Source organism: Hoeflea sp. EC-HK425 (genome assembly GCF_902498795.1).
GTDB classification, from domain to species: domain Bacteria; phylum Pseudomonadota; class Alphaproteobacteria; order Rhizobiales; family Rhizobiaceae; genus Hoeflea; species Hoeflea alexandrii.
In genome coordinates, this window is the sequence record NZ_LR701562.1 from 1 (window position 1) to 17,601 (window position 17,601).

Consider the following 17,601-nt stretch of genomic DNA (forward strand, 5'->3'; position numbering starts at 1 on the left):
GCTTGCGCACCATGACTTCGGTGGTGCCGAACCGGGCGGCGATATCCTCGACGGACTTTCCGGCGTCGGCCATGACGCGGAACGCTTCATATTCATCGACCGGGTGCATGGCTTCGCGCTGCATGTTCTCGATGAGGCTGATTTCGGTCGCCTCGGCGGCGCTGCGCTCCTTGCATTCGACCGGGAAATCCTTGGAAATCTCGCCCGCCTCGGCCAGGAGGTTGAGGGCGGCAAGACGTCGGCCGCCGGCGATGACATGGAAGCGCCCGCGCTTGTCACCCTTGCGGACGATGAGGATTTGCAAGATGCGGTAGCCGTCGCCACGAATGGTCGCGGCCATCTCTTCGATGCCCTCCGTGGTGTAGGTCTTGCGCACATTCAGGGGGTCGCGGTCGAGCTTGTTCAGCGCCACGATGATGGTTTCGGTTGCTGCATTGGTATCGGTCATTGTCGGTCTCCGTGGTTTCCCGTTTCCCGAAAGGGAGGGCGCAGCCCGCCCTGCGGCGACGGCCGGGCGGGTCAAGGGGTCGTGACGGGGAAAAAACGGAAGGTTCGGCCGCAGGCGGAAAGCCGTTTTTTTGCCGGCACGACAAGCGGCTGTGCCGCGCTTGCCCCTTGACCCGAACGGCCGGCGCTGTCATGGGGCGGAAACAAAGACGCGGCCCGGAACGGGCCTCCCCTCGGGAGCGCAGCGACCGTTAGACAAGCGATCGTTACCCGGATCGGCGGAGACGGCCGCAGACTGGCACCGTGCTGCGCATAGAGCGCGGCCGACCGGAACGGGCGGTGGCCTCGTCCCCTACGGTACGATCTTGTTGCGAACTATCAGAATGGAATCTTCGACATCGGATCGTTTATCGCCAACCAGAAGGTGGTTTTTATCGCGTTCCCGACCAATTGAACCTCGTTGCTTCGCATCCGCGGCGTACCGCGACCGCGCCGCCGCGATGTGAAACGAGCGCCGGCGCGTCTTATGGAAGACGAAGAGCATCGGAGAAATCAGCATCGCGCCGCCTGCAAGGCGGGATTTCGGGAATTCTCGTCGCGCGAGCGCGGAGGAAGCGTAGCCGCAGGAGGCTCAGCATAGCGGCCCGCAGGGCGAGCCGGGACCGACTGCGCCCGCTCGCAGCGCTCCGCTTTTTCAGGGGCGGGCAGGGGAGTTCTAGGGGCGGGGCCTCGGGGCGCCCCTCGTCCTGTCCCGCACCGCTCGAGGCGGCAAGGGACGGGCACACGGCATGAATGAACCAGGACGGCTTCCCGATCGGGCCGAGACCTTCTGCGAGAGGCGGGACGGCATGACCGTCCCCCCGGCTTCGTCGCTCAAGCCTCGGCGGCCTCCACGATATTCGGCGCGCTGCGGTCGAGGATGATTTCGACTCGGGCGATCTCGGCCGCGATCACGCCGGGGCGCTCCGATACCACAATGACAGGGTGCAGGACCGGCCGGACGATGACGAAAAGCGGGGCTACGGCCTCGATGGTCTCGGTTACATCAGCCAACTCGCCCAACCTGTCGGACTTCGTGACCAAAAGGTTTCCGGCCAGCGGCGTCGGCGCGCCCGCGACTTCCGTGAGGCAGGGCACCGTGTCACCCAGCCCGTTGTCATCGACGATGATGTCGAAGCCGTTCACCCGCACGATGTCGATCATGTCGCATTTCACGAAACCCTTGATCTCGGCATAGCTGCCTTCGAGGTTGATCGTCACCGGGCGAATGGTCCCTGCCATCGGCTCGATCAGGAAGGCTTTGACTGCGCTCATTTTTCCGTCTCCTTTGATCCCGATTTCCTGAAGGGGAAGCCCCCTCGGGCGAAGCCGCCCCGGTCTTTCCGGGGGAATGGCCTCTGACATTCCCCCGGACGGAGCGGGGAGGGCGAAAGCCCGCCCTGCGGCGACGATCGGTCGGGTCAAGGGGTCGTGACGGGGAAAAACCGGAAGGTTCGGCCGCAGGCGGAAAGCCGTTTTTTTGCCGGCGCGACAAGCGGCTCTGCCGCGCCTGCCCCTTGATCCGAACGGCCGGCGCTGTCATGGGGCGGAAACAGAGATGCGGCCCGGCGACGGGCCTCACTGCCGGGGGCATGGCCACCGACTGGACAAGCGATCGTGACCGGTATCGGTGGAGACGGCCGCAGGCTGGCTCCGTGCTGCGCATAGAGCGCGGCCGACCGGAACGGGCGGTGGCCCAACAGGATACCAAGGACGATCAAGTTCGTTGGAAAAACGCCCGTTTCCCACGAGGCTCCGGAAAACCCTACGGCGCTATTGGGGAGCGCGGGTTTCCTCCGCCTGCTCCGCTCACCGGCAGGGCCGGCTCGCTGCGGCCGCGGCCGCGCCGTCCTCACGGCGCTGCGGCTGGAAAACGGGCTTCCTCAACAGGGAAAAGACTATACGAAAAGAGTGGGCCGAACCATCGGAATGCTATTCCGAGAGGTCCCACGGATTGACAAGCGCGATACCCATGCCGTCGAAATCCCTGACATTGCGCGTCACCAGGGTCATGCGACGGGTGAGCGCCGTCGCCGCGATATAGGCGTCGTTGATCGGCTTTGGATCAGGCACATGCCATCGAGCTGCCTGAACGGCCGCGGCCTCGTCCAGAGGCAGAATACGGCCTGAAAACGTCGTTAGGACGATGTTTTCGAGCCAGTTGCGCAAGACTTTGCCGGCGGCTGGGTCATTGTGCTCCACAAGCCGCACGCCAATTTCCAGCTCGTGCAGCACAACAGAGGAAATGAAGGTTTCGGCCGGATCGACGGTTTCGTTCCAGACCACGACATTGGGATGCGCCCTGCCACTCGCAACCTTACGCAGCTCGGACACGACATTGGTATCGAGCAACAGCATCAGGACAGATCGACCGGCTGGGCATGCTCGGTGCGCTGCGGGAGCGGCAAGTCGATGTCTTCCGCGCCCGGCGCGGCGAGCATGTCACCGAGCGTCTGCATTTTGCCGGTTAGGCGCTTGTACTCGTCGAACGACAACAGAACATGCGCGGGCCGCCCCCGGTCGGTGATGATGACAGGCCCTGCGTTGGCGGCGCGCTTTGCGCGGCCAAGATCCTGATTGAGTTCCCGGCCTGACAGTGTGGTGATGCCCATAACAAGCCCTTCGACGCTTGTGGTTACGTAACCACATTTAGCGCGTATGCGCCGGAATTACAAGACGCGACGAGGGTCTCTCGGGCGGGCAGGGGAGCGCGAGGGGAGGGGCGGGGGCTCCTCTCGCACCGCTGCGCGCCCGCTCGATGCGGGCGCCATCGGTCAAAAGCGGTCCTGCCCGCCGCAAAGAGGGCGGGGCAGGGGGAGACCTACAGGATGAAGCCAAGTTTCTCGGCGATGGATGGCTCATAGCGATGACCCGCCTCCGCCAGAAGCGCAATCATCTCGGCGTGATCGAGATCGCGGACCTCATAGCCCTGCCGGCGTGCAGCCTCGATGATCCCTTCCAAGGTCGGGAATTCCTCCAAGAGCGTGCCGAGCCAGATTTCCGGGGTGCCGAAATCATCGTCGGCCTCGAAGCCCTGAAGAAAGAAGGTGCGCAGCGGCCGGTCAAAACCGATGACGGCCTCGTCGTCCGTTCTCTCGCCTTTCAGAAGGGTGACAGTATAACGGCTCATTCGTAGTCCTCGCTTTGCAATTTCCATTCGGTTTTCCACCTCGGATCGTCAAAGGCAGGAATGTCGGTGTCGCCATCTGGAAGTCCTCGATGGCGCTTTCGCGGTCTTCCGCATCGACCTCCACGGTGATCCGTCGTTCGGCGCGGAATGTCTGGACGATGGTAACGGTCTGCCTGCTCATGAGCGTTTTCCTTTTCGCTGGGGCTGGTGCCTAGAAGGCGAAGGCGGCTTGACCGCTGGCCTGCACATATGAGGGGCTATCACCGGCTGCGTATCTCTCGCGGCCAAGCTCGGACCATTGGAGGAAACCCGCACGGTCATGGCGAAACCAGCCGTCCTCGATGCCGAAAATCATTCCCCATGCCACGGTCTCGGCGGACAGGCGGCCGGTATTGATCGGCCAATGCTCCGCGCCCTTTTCCAGACGGCAAAGGCTCGGGGCTGAGAAGGTGCGGATCGTCGCGCTGCGCTCGCCGGGTTCTTTCGAACCGACCGCGTCCATGACCTTTCGGGCGTCTTGGACGGTAAGATAGCCGGATGCCTTCTTGTCCTCGTGATGGGAATAGCGGCAGCCAAAGGCGACGGCCTGCATGATGCAATCCCGCTCGGTGAATTCTCGCGTTGCCAGCAATTCGCGCCATTTCCCCGCCATGACCAGATCGACGGCATGCCACCAGCGCGCGGTCGGGGCGGTGGAATAGCCGTGGCGGTTCGGCGCGCCGTTGCGGGCGATCTCAAAACCCAGCCGGGCCTCGACATGGCGCACATAGGGATGATCGGCCAAGCGGGGATGGCGAAGGCCGAGCGTGCGCGGCTGATCGTCATCGGGCCGGCAAACCTCGATGGGGAAGCGGAACATGCGCGACGGCAGGTTCCACGGTGCGGGCAGGTCGAAACCGTGCGGGACGGATAGGGAGTTGTTGATGTCGAGCAGGGCGAGGCTGGGGGCAAAGCCCTTCTCCACCAGCGCAATGCCCAGCATGTCGGCGTTGGGGGCATCCATTGTCGTATCCTTGAAATCGTCGTCGAAGGTTTCCGGGTGCGCCGAGGGGGACGATCCCCCTCGGACATCAGGTGTCTCGGTTGTGCCATCAATCCCACGGAATAACGGCCATCAGGTCTTCGTCATCCTGACCGGGAAAACGGCCGAGATTGGCGTTGAGCCTGTTGTGACCGGTGTTGGCGGAGAGGCTGAGATAGTCGCCGCCATTCTGGTTCTTCTTCTTCCAGATGCCGCCGAGTTCGAGCCGCCGCCCGCGCGGGGACTTGCCGAAGATGCGGTAAACCGGCGCGTCCTTGTTGGTGCTGGTGTAGGGTTGGCCAGTGATGTCGATGTCGTAGGCGATGGAGGCGATGTTGCCGGTCAGCGTGCCGTCTTCGTTGAAGCGGATGAAGTTGGTGAGTTCGGTCATGGTCTGTCTCCTGAGTTTGCGTTTCCCGAAGGGAAGCCCCTTGGGCGAAGCCTCCCCGGTCTTTCCGGGGGAATGGCCTCTGACATTCCCCCGGAAAGAGCGGGGAGGGCGCAGCCCGCCCTGCGGCGACGGCCGGGCGGGTCAAGGGGTCGTGTCGGGGAAAAAACGGAAGGTTCGGCCGCAGGCGGAAAGCCGCTTTTTTTGCCGGCGCGACAAGCGGCTCTGCCGCGCCTGCCCCTTGATCCGAACGGCCGGCGCTGTCATGGGGCGGAAACAGAGATGCGGCCCGACGTCGGGCCTCAGTGCCGGGGGCATCGCCACCGACCCCACAAGCGATCGTGACCGGTATCGGCGGAGACGGCCGCAGGCTGGCTCCGTGCTGCGCATAGAGCGCGGCCGACCGGAACGGGCGGTGGCCACCCACTAGCATTTCTGCGAGTTGCCGGCGTTGATCCTGCCGCTAGGCTCCGATCCGACAGAGATCATTCGCTGAAGGAGAAATGCAATGGCGACGGCACCAACCCTCATCCTCTATACCGTGGCCGGCAAATCGCGCCCTGGCGAACATTGCTGGGACGACCCTTCCGTGCCGCCCTATTTCTACGAGGACAGGGACATGGCGAAACAGGCGTTGCTGGACTTGCGTACTCATCTGCAGGCTGGTCGCGATCCCGACGATAGCCTGATCTGCCTGGAAAGGATTGAAACCGTTCCGATGACGGCCGCTGCGATCATGGCTTTGCTGAACGATGGTTTTTCCGCCATCGTCAAGGACTACGCGGTCATCGAGACGATAGGCGAGGATTGATCGCGCACTCATTGACCACGGGACCATGCGTCACTCGTGGCAAAAACTAACCCAGCACCCCGAGAGACATGGGCTCCGGGCGGTCGGGGGAAAAGCCGGCGCAAGCCGGTCTTTTTGTCTTTGGAAGGCAGATCCTCAGAAGCCGATGGCGATCCGGTCCAGTGCCCAATTGCATATTTCGCATGGAATACGTATATTAGGTATATCCAGGATCGAGGCAGACGATGAAGCAGTTCACCTTTTCCGACATGAACCGGGCATCCGGGGAAATCCTCGAAGCCGCCCTTATCGAGCCCGTCGCGCTCACCAAGCGCGGCAAGCAGAAGCTGGTGATCCTGACGGCGGATGCCTATCAGCGCCTGAAGGGCGAGACACATGTCAAGGCGTATCGTCTGGAAGACGCGCCCGACGAGATCCACAATGAGCTGATGACCGGCATCGATGCAATCCTCGACGATGCAGGTCGCGATGTTTGAGCGGGGGCAGGTCGTCCGTTTCCATTATCTGTGGGCGCGGCAAGCGAGCGCGGGCGAGGAATCCGGCCGCAAAGCGCGTCCGGTCTGCATCGTCGTGCGCACCCCCGGAAATCCGGGGGCGGTTTATCTCTTCCCGATCACCTCGCAGGAACCCCGGAGCGAGCGCATTTCGCTTTCACTCTCCGAAATGGAATGCCGGCGCGTCGGTCTGTCCTTTCCTTGCTGGATCATCCTCGATGAGTACAATCGCGTCGAACTCGACAAGGCATTCGACTTCGACTCGACCAAGCCTATCGGCAGCGTGAGCGCGGCCTTCCTGGAAAAGATCGCCATGGTCATCAAGCAAGCTTCCGCCAGCCGCCAAGTCAAGGGCGTCAACCGATCGTAGGGGAACGACATGGCAATGACCGACTATGAGCGCGCCGCATTCGAGCGCCTTCTGAAAATCGCTCGAAGCGACACCGGGCAGTCCCGGCGTGTGGCATCGTACATCCTGGCATGGTGGAATGCCGACCGCCTCGGCGGCTTCGATCTGACGGACCTGTTCGGCGTGGATCAGGTGATTGCTGCGGATATGGGGACGATGTTCGTCTGCCTCGGCCGCCAGTCCCAGGCATTCTACCCGGAAGAATATCGAACAGAGATCGAGGCCCTTATCGAGGCATGGCGACCCGAAATCTGGGCGGCGAGCCAAGATACAACGACTTGACGGGCGGGAAGGGAGTTCGAGGGATGGGGCTTTGGGGCACCCCTCGTCCTGGCCGGCGCCGCTCGATGCGGCGAGGGGCAGGCACACGGCCACCGGCGCCGACCAGTTTTGCGGCCTCGTAAATGCAAAGGGACGCCCGACCTTGCGGCGGGGCGTCCTGTGGCTGCGCGGGGTGATGCCTATGGCGCGGTTTTTGCCGGCGACCCTGCGGAGATCAGCCGCTTGATATGCGCCCGCAGCTCTGCTTCCGTTCCATGAAAACGATCTCCACCTTCCGGATACGAAATCGTCCACGGCTCGTTTGCGCCAGCCTTGATCGCCTCGTAGATGTCACCATTGTCTGATGTCACGGAGATCGCCTGTTCCAGGCCTGCTGGCGGTTGCGGCGATGGCAGGGAATACGAGACCAGCCAGCTCGGGCCATGGGAATTGCGCAGCGCCTGCAGAATGCCGGTGGTGCGCGCGTTCATCCAGTCGTCGCGCAAACGCGCTTTCAAGTAGTGGCCGTTTTCGCGGCAAACTCCTCTTCGGTCAGGGGGCGACGCTTCGTCATTGCTGCTCCCTCCCGAAATGCTCACTTGCAGAAGCGCCAGCGACTGCTCCAACCTCCAGTTCGGCTATAGCGGCTCTGACGGCGTCAAGATCATCATCGATGCCTTCTTGCAAAGGATCGCCCTCGAATCCGGATATGAACCGCTCGGCCCGTCGTAAGGCGTCGAGCACCCTTTCGATGCCGCCCGACGACGGAGGCGTGATGGCGTCGGCATGGCCGTCCGTCTTGGATATGGTGGCCTGCGCGCCGGGCAGCCAGGCGCTCAGGATCGGATCGCCCTCTTCGTTCGCCAGTTTTACGCGCGCGACGGCGAGTTTAAGCATCTCCAGCAGCTCCGGCGCGGCATCGCGAATTGGATCAGCGCTGGTCTGCATCGGAGCCTCCTTTCCTTGCTCGCACGGTCCTGCCAGTCGTGAGGTCGACGACTTTCCATTCCCATGCCGGGTTTTCTTCACTGTTGTTGTCTATGAGGGCTTGCGCCTTCTCGGCGGTCGCGAACCGGACGGCATGAACGCGTAAGCGGCTGCTTCCCCGGTTGCTCAAGAATGACCAGCTTTTCTCGCCAACGACGCGGCACTTGATTGCGTAGCTCATGCGTCACCGCCTTTCGGTGTTGTCGCGGTCGCGGACTGGTATCCATCTTCGCGGTCGGTCACGAGTTCGGCGATCGCATGGGGGACTGAACAAAAGGCAAGGCGTTCCCGAAGGATGCAGGAGAAGCCGCTATCGGTAGAAATCCGGAAGCCCTCGAGTGTCTCTTCCTCGAACCAACGATCTCCCGCTTCGATGCAATCGCGAATGTTGTTCAGGGTGATGAAATATGCGCCGCCCCACGACGAGGGAAAGCAGGCGTGAATTGGATTGGCCAATGCCATGGGACGGACATGGCCGGTGATCTCTCGCATTTTGGTGATGGCGACGGGATGCACGGGTTTCATGGTCTATGCTCCGAAAGGGTGGTGATAGTTGAGAGCACCGCCATTACCGGCGGCGCTCCCATGATCCCGTTTCAGGATTTCAGGGAGGCCATCCGCTCGCCCAGCAGCCACAGGGCCTTGTTCAGCTTGATGTCCTGATCAATCCCGTTGACGGCGCGGGACGTCGCACGGCGCGGCCTGCCCAGATCGTCGCGGCCGACCCCGCGCAGGCCACCCTTGATGGCGTTTTCCTGCACCACGTTCCAGGTCGTCCAAAGATCGTTCGCACGGTCGTCGTGGCGGCGGGGAACAAGCAACTGTTCCGGCTTGATCGGCGTGGTCGTCTCGCCCTCGTTGTCCCCGAAGCGGAGAACATGGGCGGCATCCGCCAGAATTCTCGCCTCCTCGGGGTTGATGCGCATGGTCGACCAATCCTGCGGGGCGGCAAGGGTGCGTTCGGCCTCGCCGAGAACGCGATAGGTGCCCTCGATGACCTTGTGCTGCACATCGCCGGAATGGCGAACCTTGATGGCGTCGATGGTGCCGGTCTGCGTCACCAAGGAGTTGAGGCACCGGATACGGAAAAGCCCGGCCATCAATTCGTAGGCGCTGGTTCCGTCATTGGCGTTTTTGAGGAGGATTTCGCAGACGGTATCCCCGACATTATAGACTTTGCCGTCATCGACGCGGCGCATGCGGATGAGGTGTTTGGTGAAGTCGGCCTTGCCTACGGTGCGGCTGCGGGACTGCTTGGCGCCGACCGGCATGAAACCTTCGTTCATGAGGCCGCGCAGCACCTCGATGGTCGGGATGGGTTTGAAACGCTCGGACCGGCTCTCATGGGCGGTCACGGCAAAGATCGACGGCGCAATGCGGCGCATTTCGGTTTCGGTCAGGGCGCGGCCGGTGTCGAAACGGGCGGTCTCGGTGTAGATGCTCATTGTCTGTCTCCTGTTTTCCCGTTTCCCGAAGGGAAGCCCCTTTCGGGCGAAGCCTCCCCGGTCTTTCCGGGGGAATGGCCTCTGACATTCCCCGGACGGAGCGGGGAGGGCGAAAGCCCGCCCTGCGGCGACGATCGGTCGGGTCAAGGGGTCGTGACGGGGAAAAAACGGAAGGTTCGGCGCGCAGCGGTGAAAGCCGTTTTTTTGCCGGCGCGACAAGCGGCTCTGCCGCGCCTGCCCCTTGATCCGAACGGCCGGCGCTGTCATGGGGCGGAAACAAGGATGTGGCCCGGCCGGGCCTCAGTGCCGGGGGCATAGCCGCCGACTGGACAAGCGATCGTTACCGGGATCGGCGGAGACGGCCGCAGGCTGGCTCCGTGCTTGGCATAGAGCGCGGCCGACCGGAACGGGCGGTGGCCCACACGAATACCGAAGAAAATCACCGTCATGAAAAACGCCCGTTTCCCACGAGGCTCCGGAAAACCCTACAGCGCTATCGGGGAGCGCGGGTTTCCTCCGCCTGCTTCGCTCACCGGCAAAGCCGGTTCGCTGCGGCCGCGGCCGCGCCGTCCTCACGGCGCTGCGGCTGGAAAACGGGCTTCATTATCGGGGAACAGACTATACGAAACGAGTGAGCCTCGACCGACAGACGCTGGATCTTACGCGCGCGACCTATGAAGATCAGCTTCGGCACCAAGACGCGCGCCAGCTATCCCAGCGGCGCACAAGGTCTTGCTCGACAAGGCGTTCACCGACGTCACCCGCGTCGGAGACTACGAGCGCCAACTGGCGCCCGTACCGGTCGAGCTTGCTCCTCACCACCTTGATCCGATGCCCCGCGAGCAACCGCGCCAGTTCGTTTTTCGCCTTTGCGGCTGCAACGCGCTCGGCTGCGCATCGCCCATCGATCTCAGGCGCATCGATGTTTTCGATACGGATTTTCTCGCGGCCGCAGCGCTCGTCGCGCAGGATGAAATTGTCACCGTCCCAGACAAGCAATGTCACCGGGCTACACGACGCCTGTTCGCAAAGAAGGGCCGAAACGGCGACGTGGTGGTTCTCGGTGGCCGCGCTGGCGCAGGGCGCCAGGCAGGCAATCATCATGGCAGCGACGCACCCGCGAATGTCACGCCACCTTCTTCGAGACGAGATTGAAAAGCTGGGCAATGACATCGGTCGCGTAAACCCGCTCCCCGTCGCGCTCATAGCTGGAGTTCGATATCCGGGACTCGACATAGACAAGATCACCCTGACCGACATGCTCTTCGATCCACTCCGCCTGCTTCTTGTCGAGGATGGTCACCTGAACCCAGTCCGTCGCGCTTTTCCGCTCCCCGTCGGCCTGCCATTCACGGTTGGTGGCGATGTTTACTTTCAGCACATTTTCGAACGGTATGATGTTGCCAACATGGCCGAGAAGCGTGTGGCGGTTTACACTTCGCATGGATTTAAACCTTCCTTAACCGCTCAAAAGCGTCTATTTGTGCAACTCGAACCAATGCCGCTCGGTTTGGTCAGAGGTGTCATTCTTGATGTCGAAGAAGTAAGGCTCTGACCTGAGCGGTCGGGACATGGAGACCGTTTGTATGCAGCTCCGCTGCCGATCAGAGTTGTAGAGGCCGTGCGTATTGCCTTGGCAAACGTTGACTGTCTTGACGCAAAGATCGCCTTCCCGGGCGAAGCCGTTGCGGTCCCTGCTGCTTCCGACCTGATATCCCTCCGGGCATTCCGCATATCTCTGATAGCCCGGCTCTCCCGTTCCGCCTTCCGGGCACGTCGGCCAGTCGAAGCCCGGTTTCTTCATCGCGGAGATCAATTTGTTCATCGGCGGATGGCAAGCGGGGACAACTCTCCAGGAGGGATTGGAAGACGAGGCACACAGCAGAACCTCACAGCCCCATTCGCTGGCCTTAGCGGCGGATGGAAGCGCGGCGGTCGTCACCAGCATCCCAAAGACGACATAGATAGATGTGGCTTTTGCAAACATCGACAGTTTTCTCACCCAACTCTGCAGCACCTTAATTATAGTTTATGTGGCGATGACGAGCAAGCGTAAGAAACCCGAGACCGAGCTTGGGACGGTGATCCTGAAGAACATTGCCGTCGTCATGGAGCGCGAGCGGGAAAAGCGCAACATGACCAAACACGAGTTCGCAGAACTCTGTGAGGTTACCTATATCTTTTATTATCATATGCTTAAGGGTGATGCGAACCCAACGCTGCACACGATTTCGCGCATTTGCGAAAAGCTGAAGATCCCGATTCAGGAGCTGATGACGGGAAGGGCGCCGCTCTAACCGCCCCCCCCGGGTCGAGAGTTGGATGGTCGCGGCAGCGGCGCCATCGACACGTCAAATCAACACCGCGAACTCTCTAGACGCCTTATTTTTAATTAATAGAATGCGCCCGTTTGAATGTCCTTGCCATAAGCGGCAGGCTACGGGATGAGATCTATATGAGGCGTTTAATCGCGATAGGGCTGTTGTTGGCGGCTGGATCGTCGAATGCGGCGGACAACCCGATGTGGCGAAGCGGGCTCATCTGGAGATGCACGTTCGCCTCGGTTGTCCAGTGCGAACGATCGACAGATTGTACAGCCAGCAGTCAGACAGGCGAGGTTTCGATCGAGTATGGCGACAATCGCGTGGTCGATCAGACCGGCAAACAGTCCCCCATCAAGCGCCACTACGTTCAGACCGTTGCCGGCAGCCCGATCGGCAGCGAAGTGAAGATCGAACTCGCTACCAACGAGGTGATCTGGCTTTCTCCGGCCGATGCAGCAGGGACGTTTTCGGACAAGTGGATTGGCGCCATGCTATCGCCCAAGGCGGGCGTGATCCTCGAGGAGCTTCGGCCTCTCATCTGCTCACCTGAGAAATGAAATACCCCGGTTTGACGCGCCACCGCCTGGCATTAGATCATCTACGGTTCAACACGCGCCTGCGTCGGGGAGGTGGCGGAAGCGAACAAGATCGGTCGTCGCCGACTAGGCTGTCTCCTTCAAGGGCCAAACCTCGACGACACCATGTGCGACCGCGCAGGGAACGCCAGAGACCTTTTCGATGGCTTCGGCGAGATCGGCAGCTTCGATGATAGCGAAGCCGGCGACCGGCAATGCGGACGATAGGAACGCACCTTCGCAGGTTTCCATGCCTCGGCCCTCCGGATTGCGAATCTGCACCGGTGGACCTGCAATCCCCATGATCGCGCCTTCGGACCGAAGGTCTGCATCGCGGGCGTGCGCGGCGTCCCTTGCCGGCTGCGATGTGCGATCGGCGGCGGCGGCGGCGCCGTATTCGATTGTGATGAATCTCGGCATTGCCCTATCTCCTTCGTGAGGGTGCGCGCCGCGCCATTCGCAGCCAAAGTCGGGCGCCCATCCATATGCTGGCTGCCGGTTCGGAGTTCTTCCGCGCGGGTACTACCGTGCCACACGTCTTCTGGTTCGCCGCAGGGCGAGGGACTTATCGACAGCGATGGCTCGGTTGCCTGAGAACCAGTACGAGGCGGCGCGAACACACTTCAAGCGACCGAATGAGGATACCGACCCGGCGAAAGATGGTCAAAAATTCCACCTTGAAACGGCGATGGGATTTCTTACCTGTGATGCGCTTGTGGGAGGCATCCATGGATCACTTGTTCGTCAAAACGGCATTCCAGCCCGAAGAGCTGAGCGATCTCAAGTTGCTGTTCGATGACATCACATCGCAGCCCTCGTTCGATCCGTCCGACGGCGCGAGGGAGGCTTTCGCCAGATATCTCATCGAGACGTTCCCGTCTGGCGCGTTCGATGCCCGGAAACATCGCTCGGTGGTCGAAGCGTCGGCGAGAATGTTCTACAGCAGCGAGACAGCCGCATAATTCAAAGCTCGGTGGAAACCCGAGACAGACCTGAGAAAAAATCGGCCCGGGAGCCACCTCGTATAGCTCGACCGGGCCTTGGCGCTCGATGGTTCGAGCACTTTGGTACTCTGCCAGAGGCTCGTGCCGATGTGAATCCGGCTTCGCCTCTTGCGATGAACCGCTCTTTCGGCTCACCACTGATGGTCGGGATCGGCCATGAAGGCGGGGATTTCGGCGCCTCCGCCGGCTGCGGCCTGCAGCAATTCGATGCAGCGTCTGCGTTCTTCCTCGATGCCGTCGACAATCATCATCACTGGATCTTTCTGGCCGCGCGCCAGATGGCGGGCGGCGATGTTCCATGCTGTTCGCTCCGTGGTCGATGTAAAGACGCCCGACATATCGTCCAATCTGCTTCTCCTTCCGATCAATTGGCGGCGGAGAATACTTCGGCGTCCTTGCGCGAGCTTTACCTTGGTTTCAGAGGGGCGACGCGGCAAAAAGCACGGCGACAGGCACACTTATGGCCGATAACGTCAACGCAATGGCGGTCGCAAGCTTCGCCAGCTGCGCGCGCCTGGCGCGCCGCTCATCCCACTCATAGGCCATCTGTGTCCTCCTCGGCACCCGACCACACCATGTCAGGACCTCAGAGTCGAGTCTTGGTCGCTGCCCTGCAGGTTTCCGTCCTCGCCAATCGGGTTGGTCGAGCGCAGGTCGTCCAAGCTGATTTGAAGCGGTCCTGGCGCGATGCCGCCGTCGCGATCGAACCTTGCGCTCGCGACCGCCTCGAGCAACTGGCGGTGTTCTTTAAGGAGGCCGACCGGACCAACGGCACTGCTATCGAACGCCTGCAGCGTGCTCGCATAGACGAAGACGTCGATCGTCTCTCCCTCGGATGTCAGCATTTGCCAGAACAATCCGAGTTCCTTTGGCGCGGGTGCGCCGGTCTTTCTGATCAGGGGCATGTAAAGTCCTGCGTGCATTTCGACGATGGGGAGATCCTCGACAGCGGGGGCTGCCGCGAATTCTCCGCGGCTCATCTGCTTGAGTCGGATGAGCGCAGGTGATGTGGAGCGCCTATGACGGAAGTCAAATCTTTTGCGGGCGCTCATGCGCCCACCTATCCTTCTATCCGTTGTCATGGCGGGAAAATTGAGCCGATGCTATCCCGCGATTAGATGCTCATATCGGGATGCGTCTCTAAGGCTGGCTTCATAATGGCGAAGCAACTGTCGAAGAAAAATATGTCCGGATTGCAGACGAGCTTCGCGGCATTTGCAGCCGGCCTTTTGAAGCGCTATATTCGCGACGCGGAAAGGAGATCGATCATGCTTTTGCAGAAATACCTCGAGAACAAAGACGCCCTCAAGCAGATCGGCCGGGAAGCTCTTGCTGAGAGCCGCCGTCTGGGCCTCACGATTTCCGCCAAGGATCGCCAGAACGAGGCGAAGGTGCAGGCCAAATCCGAGCGCAAGGAAAGCGCGCCGGCTACCGTGAGGTAGCAATCAATTTATGCCGGAATTATCGTGCATTCTCCTCGCAGGGCCAAACGGCTCCGGTAAGTCTTCCGCGTTTCCAAAGCTGAAGCTCGAAGGTGAATGGATCAACGCTGACGAGATCGCAAAGACTCTGCGCGATACCGAGGTCGGCAAGTCGAAAGAACGGCGAGCTTCGGAGTTAGCGCTTCAAAAGATTGCCGAGATGATCGAAACCCGGCAATCCTTCATCTTCGAGACCACATTGAGCAGCCAGCAGTCCCTCCGGCTGATGCGCGATGCCAAGGCGGCAGGCTTCTCGGTCGGCCTCTATTACACCGCTCTGGATTCCGTCGAGACGAACATCGAGCGCGTCAGGCAGCGCGTGCTGAAGGGCGGCCACAACATCCCAGAGGACGACATCCGAAGGCGACACAGGGGATCGCTGGCAAAGCTGTCAGCGGCTCTAAAGATCGCTGACGAAGTCGTGCTAGTGGACAACAGCGGTCTCGAACCTCTCGAAGTCTTCGTAATCACATCCGGCAAAGTCCAGTCCTTCGGCATCGACGAAACGCAAGAGCTTCACCGCCTGTTTTCGAGCAAGGTTTGCGAGGCCTACGGGCTGATGCGAGTGCATGGCGACTTCAAGGACGCGAAAGCGATAGGATCTGACCACCCAAGTCATTGGCAAGGTCCCTTGAAATAGGCCGAAATCTTCGCGCCTGAAGTGAGAACGGCATGTTTGAATTGATCAACCTTCTCGATACCGTGTACCGCACTATCTCGGCCGATCTCGAAGCATGGTTTGAGCAATTTCCTCAGGGGGTGGCATGGAACGTCATCTCTGACTATTGCATCGGAGACTTGAAGAAGTCGAACGACACATTTGCGTTCGCTATAGTTCTCAATCACGACACTCAAGCGAACATCGCGGAATACATAGCAGCGGTAGCGCCAAGCGATATCAAGGGATCCCGGTCAGCATCGGAAGGCCTTGTCGCGTATCTGGGAAGCCCTGTGGTCTTCAGCGTAACCTACCTGGTCGAGAAGAAATCGAAACTGCTCCGGGACTACATAACCGACGACAACATTCGCGGCGCTCTTGGAGACATGCGGGAAGTCGTCTCGCAGATGGTCGCCATGATCCCGGAGAGGTCTAGTCATTACCGGGAAGTGGACAAGCGGTTGTCAAGCTTCCAGACCGAAATGAAAAGGCGCGCCCGCAATTCCAATCTCGCTCGGCAAATCCTTCTCTGCGCTGCCTTTGCGTCGATCGTGTGCCGGCATCTGGCAGTCAAGAAAAAGCCGAAATTCATTCGGTGGATCAGCGACCGCGATGCCATGTTCGACAAACACGATAAGGTGGCCTTCGACCTCGCTTTCCTCTACTTCCATCTTCACCGGATGATGAACGGTCATGACGCACTTGAACCGCAATTCCTTTTCGGGCTGCCCGGATGGGACGGAAAGAACGAATATGCTGAATTCATTCGAGCCGCCGATTATCTTGCGGGAACGCTGGCTGATATCAAGCTTCCTGAGATGACGTTTTCGCACGCAAAGTTCGAACCCGTTTTCCACAGTCTCTTCGTAAATGGGCCGAATGCCGCAATTGTCGAAGTTCTCGCCCGAGACGGCGGAGGGCTTACTGCACGTCGCCTCGTTCCGACCGCTCCTGTCATCACGTAGTGGCAGCGGCTCTCGGGGATACCTGCGACGATCTAACGTCCATAAGTCGTGCCTCTAGAAAGCTAGACGAGTGCAGCGGTCTTGTCCCCGGACTCCGCGACGCTCCTAGTACAGGCCTTCAAGAATAAGCGGCCGAAATGCGTGACTTTCATCGCGAAGATCGACAATTCGCTGTCGTCACGCTTCTTGCTTTGGAAATACGAGCGGTATCGTTCCAGTCCACTGACGTATTCGATCAGACCTAGATGCTGAAGGTGCTCCTGGTACACTGGGAACATTTCAGGCTGGCTCAAGACTTCATAGCGGAAAACGATACCTTCAACCTCGGCCCTGATCTCGGCAGGCATCTCACACTTGTCGAGTCTCGCTTTCCGCAATGCCGGGTCTGGATAAACCTTCTGACCGACCGGCGACATGATTACCGTCTCATCGTGCCTTGCAAAATCATGAAGGAAGATCAGTTCGTCAGGTGCCAGTTGAGTGAGCACCGTAAAGAAGGCTGGATGTGCTTCTCCCACGCGTTCGCCGTCCATCGCTCTTGAAAGCAGGCTAATGTAAAGTTCAGTGATCGGATCATTTTCCGGCTGAAACCGCAGCTTCTCAACAATCGGATAAGCTACAGATTCGACAGGTTCGATCCGTCGCTCTTCCGGAACCTGCCGGATCGCCCGGTCTATGTATCGTTCCAATCGCTCCTGCAGTGCACCAGTCACCTGAAAAGGGAAGAGGAGCAGACGAATGGTTTTCGCGACATCCGTCCCAAATTTATCGATCTGCTCAACCGTCCGCGGCGTAACCGTAGCGGCGGCCTGGGCCGCAGCTACCGTGGAGGCAACAATTGCATGTGGGTCCGTCACGTCGTCTACCTCCAGATTCACCCCCTTGAATATTGTGGCGGACGTCAACCGTTTCAATCTTTTCTACGGGTCGGAAAAATTACCGCGTGACGGCGCATGCTGGTCGCGGCTGCCTGCCGCGGATTTACCTGGGCCATCGTGAGTCTCTAATGTTTTGTTATGTTATAACATTGCATAGGTTCTATTATGGAACTGACCTGCGTTTCCGCCTCATGAAATGGGTCGCGCAATCTAAATTTGCTTGCCTTGTGGGCCTTCAGTTCGGGCGTTCTCGAGTGAACATCCAAGGCAGCTTCAGAAAACGG

General features: G+C 60.3%; 29 protein-coding genes. 10 read left to right on the forward strand and 19 right to left on the reverse strand.

Annotated features, from left to right (window positions below):
- The 7 genes from SPHINGO391_RS01925 to SPHINGO391_RS01955 form a co-directional block, all read right to left on the reverse strand.
- Nucleotides 1-448 (reverse strand): ParB/Srx family N-terminal domain-containing protein (locus SPHINGO391_RS01925; protein ID WP_152007287.1); only part of this gene is annotated, 448 nt, incomplete at its 3' end.
- Between the two features lie 872 nt (nucleotides 449-1,320).
- Entirely contained in the window at nucleotides 1,321-1,761 is a 441-nt protein-coding gene (locus SPHINGO391_RS01930) for a hypothetical protein (protein WP_023517502.1), read from the reverse strand.
- 657 nt (nucleotides 1,762-2,418) lie between these two features.
- Nucleotides 2,419-2,844 (reverse strand): type II toxin-antitoxin system VapC family toxin, encoded by a 426-nt coding sequence (locus SPHINGO391_RS01935; protein ID WP_023515418.1) that lies wholly within the window; start codon nucleotides 2,842-2,844, stop codon nucleotides 2,419-2,421.
- Nucleotides 2,844-3,098 (reverse strand): type II toxin-antitoxin system Phd/YefM family antitoxin, encoded by a 255-nt coding sequence (locus SPHINGO391_RS01940; RefSeq protein ID WP_023515417.1) that lies wholly within the window; start codon nucleotides 3,096-3,098, stop codon nucleotides 2,844-2,846. The genes SPHINGO391_RS01935 and SPHINGO391_RS01940 overlap by 1 nt, the downstream gene beginning before the upstream one ends.
- A 209-nt stretch (nucleotides 3,099-3,307) precedes the next feature.
- Nucleotides 3,308-3,616 (reverse strand): hypothetical protein, encoded by a 309-nt coding sequence (locus tag SPHINGO391_RS01945; RefSeq protein WP_023515421.1) that lies wholly within the window; start codon nucleotides 3,614-3,616, stop codon nucleotides 3,308-3,310.
- Between the two features lie 211 nt (nucleotides 3,617-3,827).
- Nucleotides 3,828-4,619: a hypothetical protein gene (locus tag SPHINGO391_RS01950; protein ID WP_023515420.1), complete on the reverse strand. Its 792-nt coding sequence runs from the start codon at nucleotides 4,617-4,619 to the stop codon at nucleotides 3,828-3,830.
- A gap of 88 nt (nucleotides 4,620-4,707) precedes the next feature.
- On the reverse strand, nucleotides 4,708-5,028 hold the full coding sequence (locus tag SPHINGO391_RS01955) for a DUF736 family protein (RefSeq protein ID WP_023515419.1): 321 nt from the start codon (nucleotides 5,026-5,028) through the stop codon (nucleotides 4,708-4,710).
- 505 nt (nucleotides 5,029-5,533) lie between these two features.
- On the opposite strand from SPHINGO391_RS01955, the gene SPHINGO391_RS01960 reads away from it, so the two are divergent.
- The 4 genes from SPHINGO391_RS01960 (at nucleotide 5,534) to SPHINGO391_RS01975 (ending at nucleotide 7,021) form a co-directional block, all read left to right on the forward strand.
- Nucleotides 5,534-5,836 (forward strand): hypothetical protein, encoded by a 303-nt coding sequence (locus SPHINGO391_RS01960; RefSeq protein WP_023516934.1) that lies wholly within the window; start codon nucleotides 5,534-5,536, stop codon nucleotides 5,834-5,836.
- 224 nt (nucleotides 5,837-6,060) lie between these two features.
- Nucleotides 6,061-6,312: a type II toxin-antitoxin system Phd/YefM family antitoxin gene (locus SPHINGO391_RS01965; RefSeq protein ID WP_023516933.1), complete on the forward strand. Its 252-nt coding sequence runs from the start codon at nucleotides 6,061-6,063 to the stop codon at nucleotides 6,310-6,312.
- Nucleotides 6,278-6,700, forward strand: coding sequence for a type II toxin-antitoxin system PemK/MazF family toxin (locus SPHINGO391_RS01970; protein ID WP_244615085.1), 423 nt, complete (start codon nucleotides 6,278-6,280; stop codon nucleotides 6,698-6,700). Before SPHINGO391_RS01965 ends, SPHINGO391_RS01970 begins: the two co-directional genes overlap by 35 nt.
- A gap of 9 nt (nucleotides 6,701-6,709) precedes the next feature.
- Complete coding sequence (locus tag SPHINGO391_RS01975; protein ID WP_023516931.1) at nucleotides 6,710-7,021, forward strand: hypothetical protein; 312 nt, start codon at nucleotides 6,710-6,712, stop codon at nucleotides 7,019-7,021.
- A gap of 179 nt (nucleotides 7,022-7,200) precedes the next feature.
- On the opposite strand, the gene SPHINGO391_RS01980 is transcribed toward SPHINGO391_RS01975, so the two are convergent.
- The 8 genes from SPHINGO391_RS01980 to SPHINGO391_RS02015 all read right to left on the reverse strand — a co-directional run bounded on the left by SPHINGO391_RS01980 (nucleotide 7,201) and on the right by SPHINGO391_RS02015 (nucleotide 11,419).
- A complete protein-coding gene (locus SPHINGO391_RS01980; protein WP_152007288.1) occupies nucleotides 7,201-7,626 on the reverse strand; it encodes a hypothetical protein in 426 nt (141 codons plus the stop codon).
- A complete protein-coding gene (locus SPHINGO391_RS01985; protein ID WP_023516938.1) occupies nucleotides 7,571-7,948 on the reverse strand; it encodes a hypothetical protein in 378 nt (125 codons plus the stop codon). The genes SPHINGO391_RS01980 and SPHINGO391_RS01985 overlap by 56 nt, the downstream gene beginning before the upstream one ends.
- Entirely contained in the window at nucleotides 7,932-8,168 is a 237-nt protein-coding gene (locus SPHINGO391_RS01990; protein WP_023516937.1) for a hypothetical protein, read from the reverse strand. The genes SPHINGO391_RS01985 and SPHINGO391_RS01990 overlap by 17 nt, the downstream gene beginning before the upstream one ends.
- Nucleotides 8,165-8,512 carry a hypothetical protein gene (locus tag SPHINGO391_RS01995; RefSeq protein WP_023516936.1) on the reverse strand — a complete coding sequence of 116 codons (348 nt, stop codon included), beginning with the start codon at nucleotides 8,510-8,512 and terminating at the stop codon, nucleotides 8,165-8,167. Before SPHINGO391_RS01995 ends, SPHINGO391_RS01990 begins: the two co-directional genes overlap by 4 nt.
- A 71-nt stretch (nucleotides 8,513-8,583) precedes the next feature.
- The gene (locus SPHINGO391_RS02000) at nucleotides 8,584-9,432 is read right to left on the reverse strand and encodes a DUF932 domain-containing protein (RefSeq protein ID WP_023516935.1); all 849 of its coding nucleotides are present in this window, start codon (nucleotides 9,430-9,432) and stop codon (nucleotides 8,584-8,586) included.
- Nucleotides 9,433-10,113: 681 nt separating this feature from the next.
- Nucleotides 10,114-10,536, reverse strand: a complete 423-nt coding sequence (locus tag SPHINGO391_RS02005) for a thermonuclease family protein (protein WP_023517044.1) — start codon at nucleotides 10,534-10,536, stop codon at nucleotides 10,114-10,116.
- Between the two features lie 22 nt (nucleotides 10,537-10,558).
- On the reverse strand, nucleotides 10,559-10,876 hold the full coding sequence (locus SPHINGO391_RS02010) for a single-stranded DNA-binding protein (RefSeq protein WP_023517045.1): 318 nt from the start codon (nucleotides 10,874-10,876) through the stop codon (nucleotides 10,559-10,561).
- 33 nt (nucleotides 10,877-10,909) lie between these two features.
- Entirely contained in the window at nucleotides 10,910-11,419 is a 510-nt protein-coding gene (locus SPHINGO391_RS02015) for a hypothetical protein (RefSeq protein WP_023517046.1), read from the reverse strand.
- Between SPHINGO391_RS02015 and SPHINGO391_RS02020 the strand changes: the two genes are divergently transcribed.
- On the forward strand, nucleotides 11,403-11,729 hold the full coding sequence (locus SPHINGO391_RS02020) for a helix-turn-helix transcriptional regulator (protein WP_152007289.1): 327 nt from the start codon (nucleotides 11,403-11,405) through the stop codon (nucleotides 11,727-11,729). The genes SPHINGO391_RS02015 and SPHINGO391_RS02020 overlap by 17 nt on opposite strands.
- A 158-nt stretch (nucleotides 11,730-11,887) precedes the next feature.
- Nucleotides 11,888-12,313 carry a hypothetical protein gene (locus SPHINGO391_RS02025; RefSeq protein ID WP_037408958.1) on the forward strand — a complete coding sequence of 142 codons (426 nt, stop codon included), beginning with the start codon at nucleotides 11,888-11,890 and terminating at the stop codon, nucleotides 12,311-12,313.
- A 105-nt stretch (nucleotides 12,314-12,418) separates the two neighbouring features.
- Here SPHINGO391_RS02025 and SPHINGO391_RS02030 read toward each other — a convergent pair whose 3' ends face one another.
- A complete protein-coding gene (locus SPHINGO391_RS02030; RefSeq protein ID WP_023517049.1) occupies nucleotides 12,419-12,751 on the reverse strand; it encodes a YciI family protein in 333 nt (110 codons plus the stop codon).
- Nucleotides 12,752-13,059: 308 nt separating this feature from the next.
- Between SPHINGO391_RS02030 and SPHINGO391_RS02035 the strand changes: the two genes are divergently transcribed.
- Nucleotides 13,060-13,293, forward strand: a complete 234-nt coding sequence (locus tag SPHINGO391_RS02035) for a hypothetical protein (RefSeq protein WP_023517050.1) — start codon at nucleotides 13,060-13,062, stop codon at nucleotides 13,291-13,293.
- A 173-nt stretch (nucleotides 13,294-13,466) separates the two neighbouring features.
- Here SPHINGO391_RS02035 and SPHINGO391_RS02040 read toward each other — a convergent pair whose 3' ends face one another.
- On the reverse strand, nucleotides 13,467-13,682 hold the full coding sequence (locus SPHINGO391_RS02040; protein WP_023517051.1) for a hypothetical protein: 216 nt from the start codon (nucleotides 13,680-13,682) through the stop codon (nucleotides 13,467-13,469).
- Nucleotides 13,683-13,913: 231 nt separating this feature from the next.
- Nucleotides 13,914-14,387, reverse strand: coding sequence for a hypothetical protein (locus SPHINGO391_RS02045; protein ID WP_023517053.1), 474 nt, complete (start codon nucleotides 14,385-14,387; stop codon nucleotides 13,914-13,916).
- A 105-nt stretch (nucleotides 14,388-14,492) separates the two neighbouring features.
- Between SPHINGO391_RS02045 and SPHINGO391_RS02050 the strand changes: the two genes are divergently transcribed.
- The 3 genes from SPHINGO391_RS02050 to SPHINGO391_RS02060 are packed head-to-tail and all read left to right on the forward strand — an operon-like array spanning nucleotide 14,493 to nucleotide 16,439.
- A complete protein-coding gene (locus tag SPHINGO391_RS02050) occupies nucleotides 14,493-14,777 on the forward strand; it encodes a hypothetical protein (RefSeq protein WP_152007290.1) in 285 nt (94 codons plus the stop codon).
- A gap of 10 nt (nucleotides 14,778-14,787) precedes the next feature.
- The gene (locus tag SPHINGO391_RS02055) at nucleotides 14,788-15,456 is read left to right on the forward strand and encodes a zeta toxin family protein (RefSeq protein ID WP_152007291.1); all 669 of its coding nucleotides are present in this window, start codon (nucleotides 14,788-14,790) and stop codon (nucleotides 15,454-15,456) included.
- A gap of 32 nt (nucleotides 15,457-15,488) precedes the next feature.
- Nucleotides 15,489-16,439 (forward strand): hypothetical protein, encoded by a 951-nt coding sequence (locus SPHINGO391_RS02060; protein ID WP_023517245.1) that lies wholly within the window; start codon nucleotides 15,489-15,491, stop codon nucleotides 16,437-16,439.
- A gap of 62 nt (nucleotides 16,440-16,501) precedes the next feature.
- Here the strand turns inward: SPHINGO391_RS02060 and SPHINGO391_RS02065 are convergent, their stop codons facing one another.
- On the reverse strand, nucleotides 16,502-17,296 hold the full coding sequence (locus tag SPHINGO391_RS02065) for an Abi-alpha family protein (RefSeq protein WP_024271349.1): 795 nt from the start codon (nucleotides 17,294-17,296) through the stop codon (nucleotides 16,502-16,504).
- Between the last annotated feature and the right edge of the window lie 305 nt (nucleotides 17,297-17,601).

Coding starts and splice junctions, on each gene's coding strand:
- SPHINGO391_RS01930 (WP_023517502.1), bottom strand. CDS start 1,761: ATGAGCGCAGTCAAAGCCTTCCTGATCGAGCCGATGGCAGGGACCATT.
- SPHINGO391_RS01935 (WP_023515418.1), bottom strand. CDS start 2,844: ATGCTGTTGCTCGATACCAATGTCGTGTCCGAGCTGCGTAAGGTTGCG.
- SPHINGO391_RS01940 (WP_023515417.1), bottom strand. CDS start 3,098: ATGGGCATCACCACACTGTCAGGCCGGGAACTCAATCAGGATCTTGGC.
- SPHINGO391_RS01945 (WP_023515421.1), bottom strand. CDS start 3,616: ATGAGCCGTTATACTGTCACCCTTCTGAAAGGCGAGAGAACGGACGAC.
- SPHINGO391_RS01950 (WP_023515420.1), bottom strand. CDS start 4,619: ATGGATGCCCCCAACGCCGACATGCTGGGCATTGCGCTGGTGGAGAAG.
- SPHINGO391_RS01955 (WP_023515419.1), bottom strand. CDS start 5,028: ATGACCGAACTCACCAACTTCATCCGCTTCAACGAAGACGGCACGCTG.
- SPHINGO391_RS01960 (WP_023516934.1), top strand. CDS start 5,534: ATGGCGACGGCACCAACCCTCATCCTCTATACCGTGGCCGGCAAATCG.
- SPHINGO391_RS01965 (WP_023516933.1), top strand. CDS start 6,061: ATGAAGCAGTTCACCTTTTCCGACATGAACCGGGCATCCGGGGAAATC.
- SPHINGO391_RS01970 (WP_244615085.1), top strand. CDS start 6,278: ATGCAATCCTCGACGATGCAGGTCGCGATGTTTGAGCGGGGGCAGGTC.
- SPHINGO391_RS01975 (WP_023516931.1), top strand. CDS start 6,710: ATGGCAATGACCGACTATGAGCGCGCCGCATTCGAGCGCCTTCTGAAA.
- SPHINGO391_RS01985 (WP_023516938.1), bottom strand. CDS start 7,948: ATGCAGACCAGCGCTGATCCAATTCGCGATGCCGCGCCGGAGCTGCTG.
- SPHINGO391_RS01990 (WP_023516937.1), bottom strand. CDS start 8,168: ATGAGCTACGCAATCAAGTGCCGCGTCGTTGGCGAGAAAAGCTGGTCA.
- SPHINGO391_RS01995 (WP_023516936.1), bottom strand. CDS start 8,512: ATGAAACCCGTGCATCCCGTCGCCATCACCAAAATGCGAGAGATCACC.
- SPHINGO391_RS02000 (WP_023516935.1), bottom strand. CDS start 9,432: ATGAGCATCTACACCGAGACCGCCCGTTTCGACACCGGCCGCGCCCTG.
- SPHINGO391_RS02005 (WP_023517044.1), bottom strand. CDS start 10,536: ATGATGATTGCCTGCCTGGCGCCCTGCGCCAGCGCGGCCACCGAGAAC.
- SPHINGO391_RS02010 (WP_023517045.1), bottom strand. CDS start 10,876: ATGCGAAGTGTAAACCGCCACACGCTTCTCGGCCATGTTGGCAACATC.
- SPHINGO391_RS02015 (WP_023517046.1), bottom strand. CDS start 11,419: ATGTTTGCAAAAGCCACATCTATCTATGTCGTCTTTGGGATGCTGGTG.
- SPHINGO391_RS02025 (WP_037408958.1), top strand. CDS start 11,888: ATGAGGCGTTTAATCGCGATAGGGCTGTTGTTGGCGGCTGGATCGTCG.
- SPHINGO391_RS02030 (WP_023517049.1), bottom strand. CDS start 12,751: ATGCCGAGATTCATCACAATCGAATACGGCGCCGCCGCCGCCGCCGAT.
- SPHINGO391_RS02035 (WP_023517050.1), top strand. CDS start 13,060: ATGGATCACTTGTTCGTCAAAACGGCATTCCAGCCCGAAGAGCTGAGC.
- SPHINGO391_RS02045 (WP_023517053.1), bottom strand. CDS start 14,387: ATGAGCGCCCGCAAAAGATTTGACTTCCGTCATAGGCGCTCCACATCA.
- SPHINGO391_RS02050 (WP_152007290.1), top strand. CDS start 14,493: ATGGCGAAGCAACTGTCGAAGAAAAATATGTCCGGATTGCAGACGAGC.
- SPHINGO391_RS02055 (WP_152007291.1), top strand. CDS start 14,788: ATGCCGGAATTATCGTGCATTCTCCTCGCAGGGCCAAACGGCTCCGGT.
- SPHINGO391_RS02060 (WP_023517245.1), top strand. CDS start 15,489: ATGTTTGAATTGATCAACCTTCTCGATACCGTGTACCGCACTATCTCG.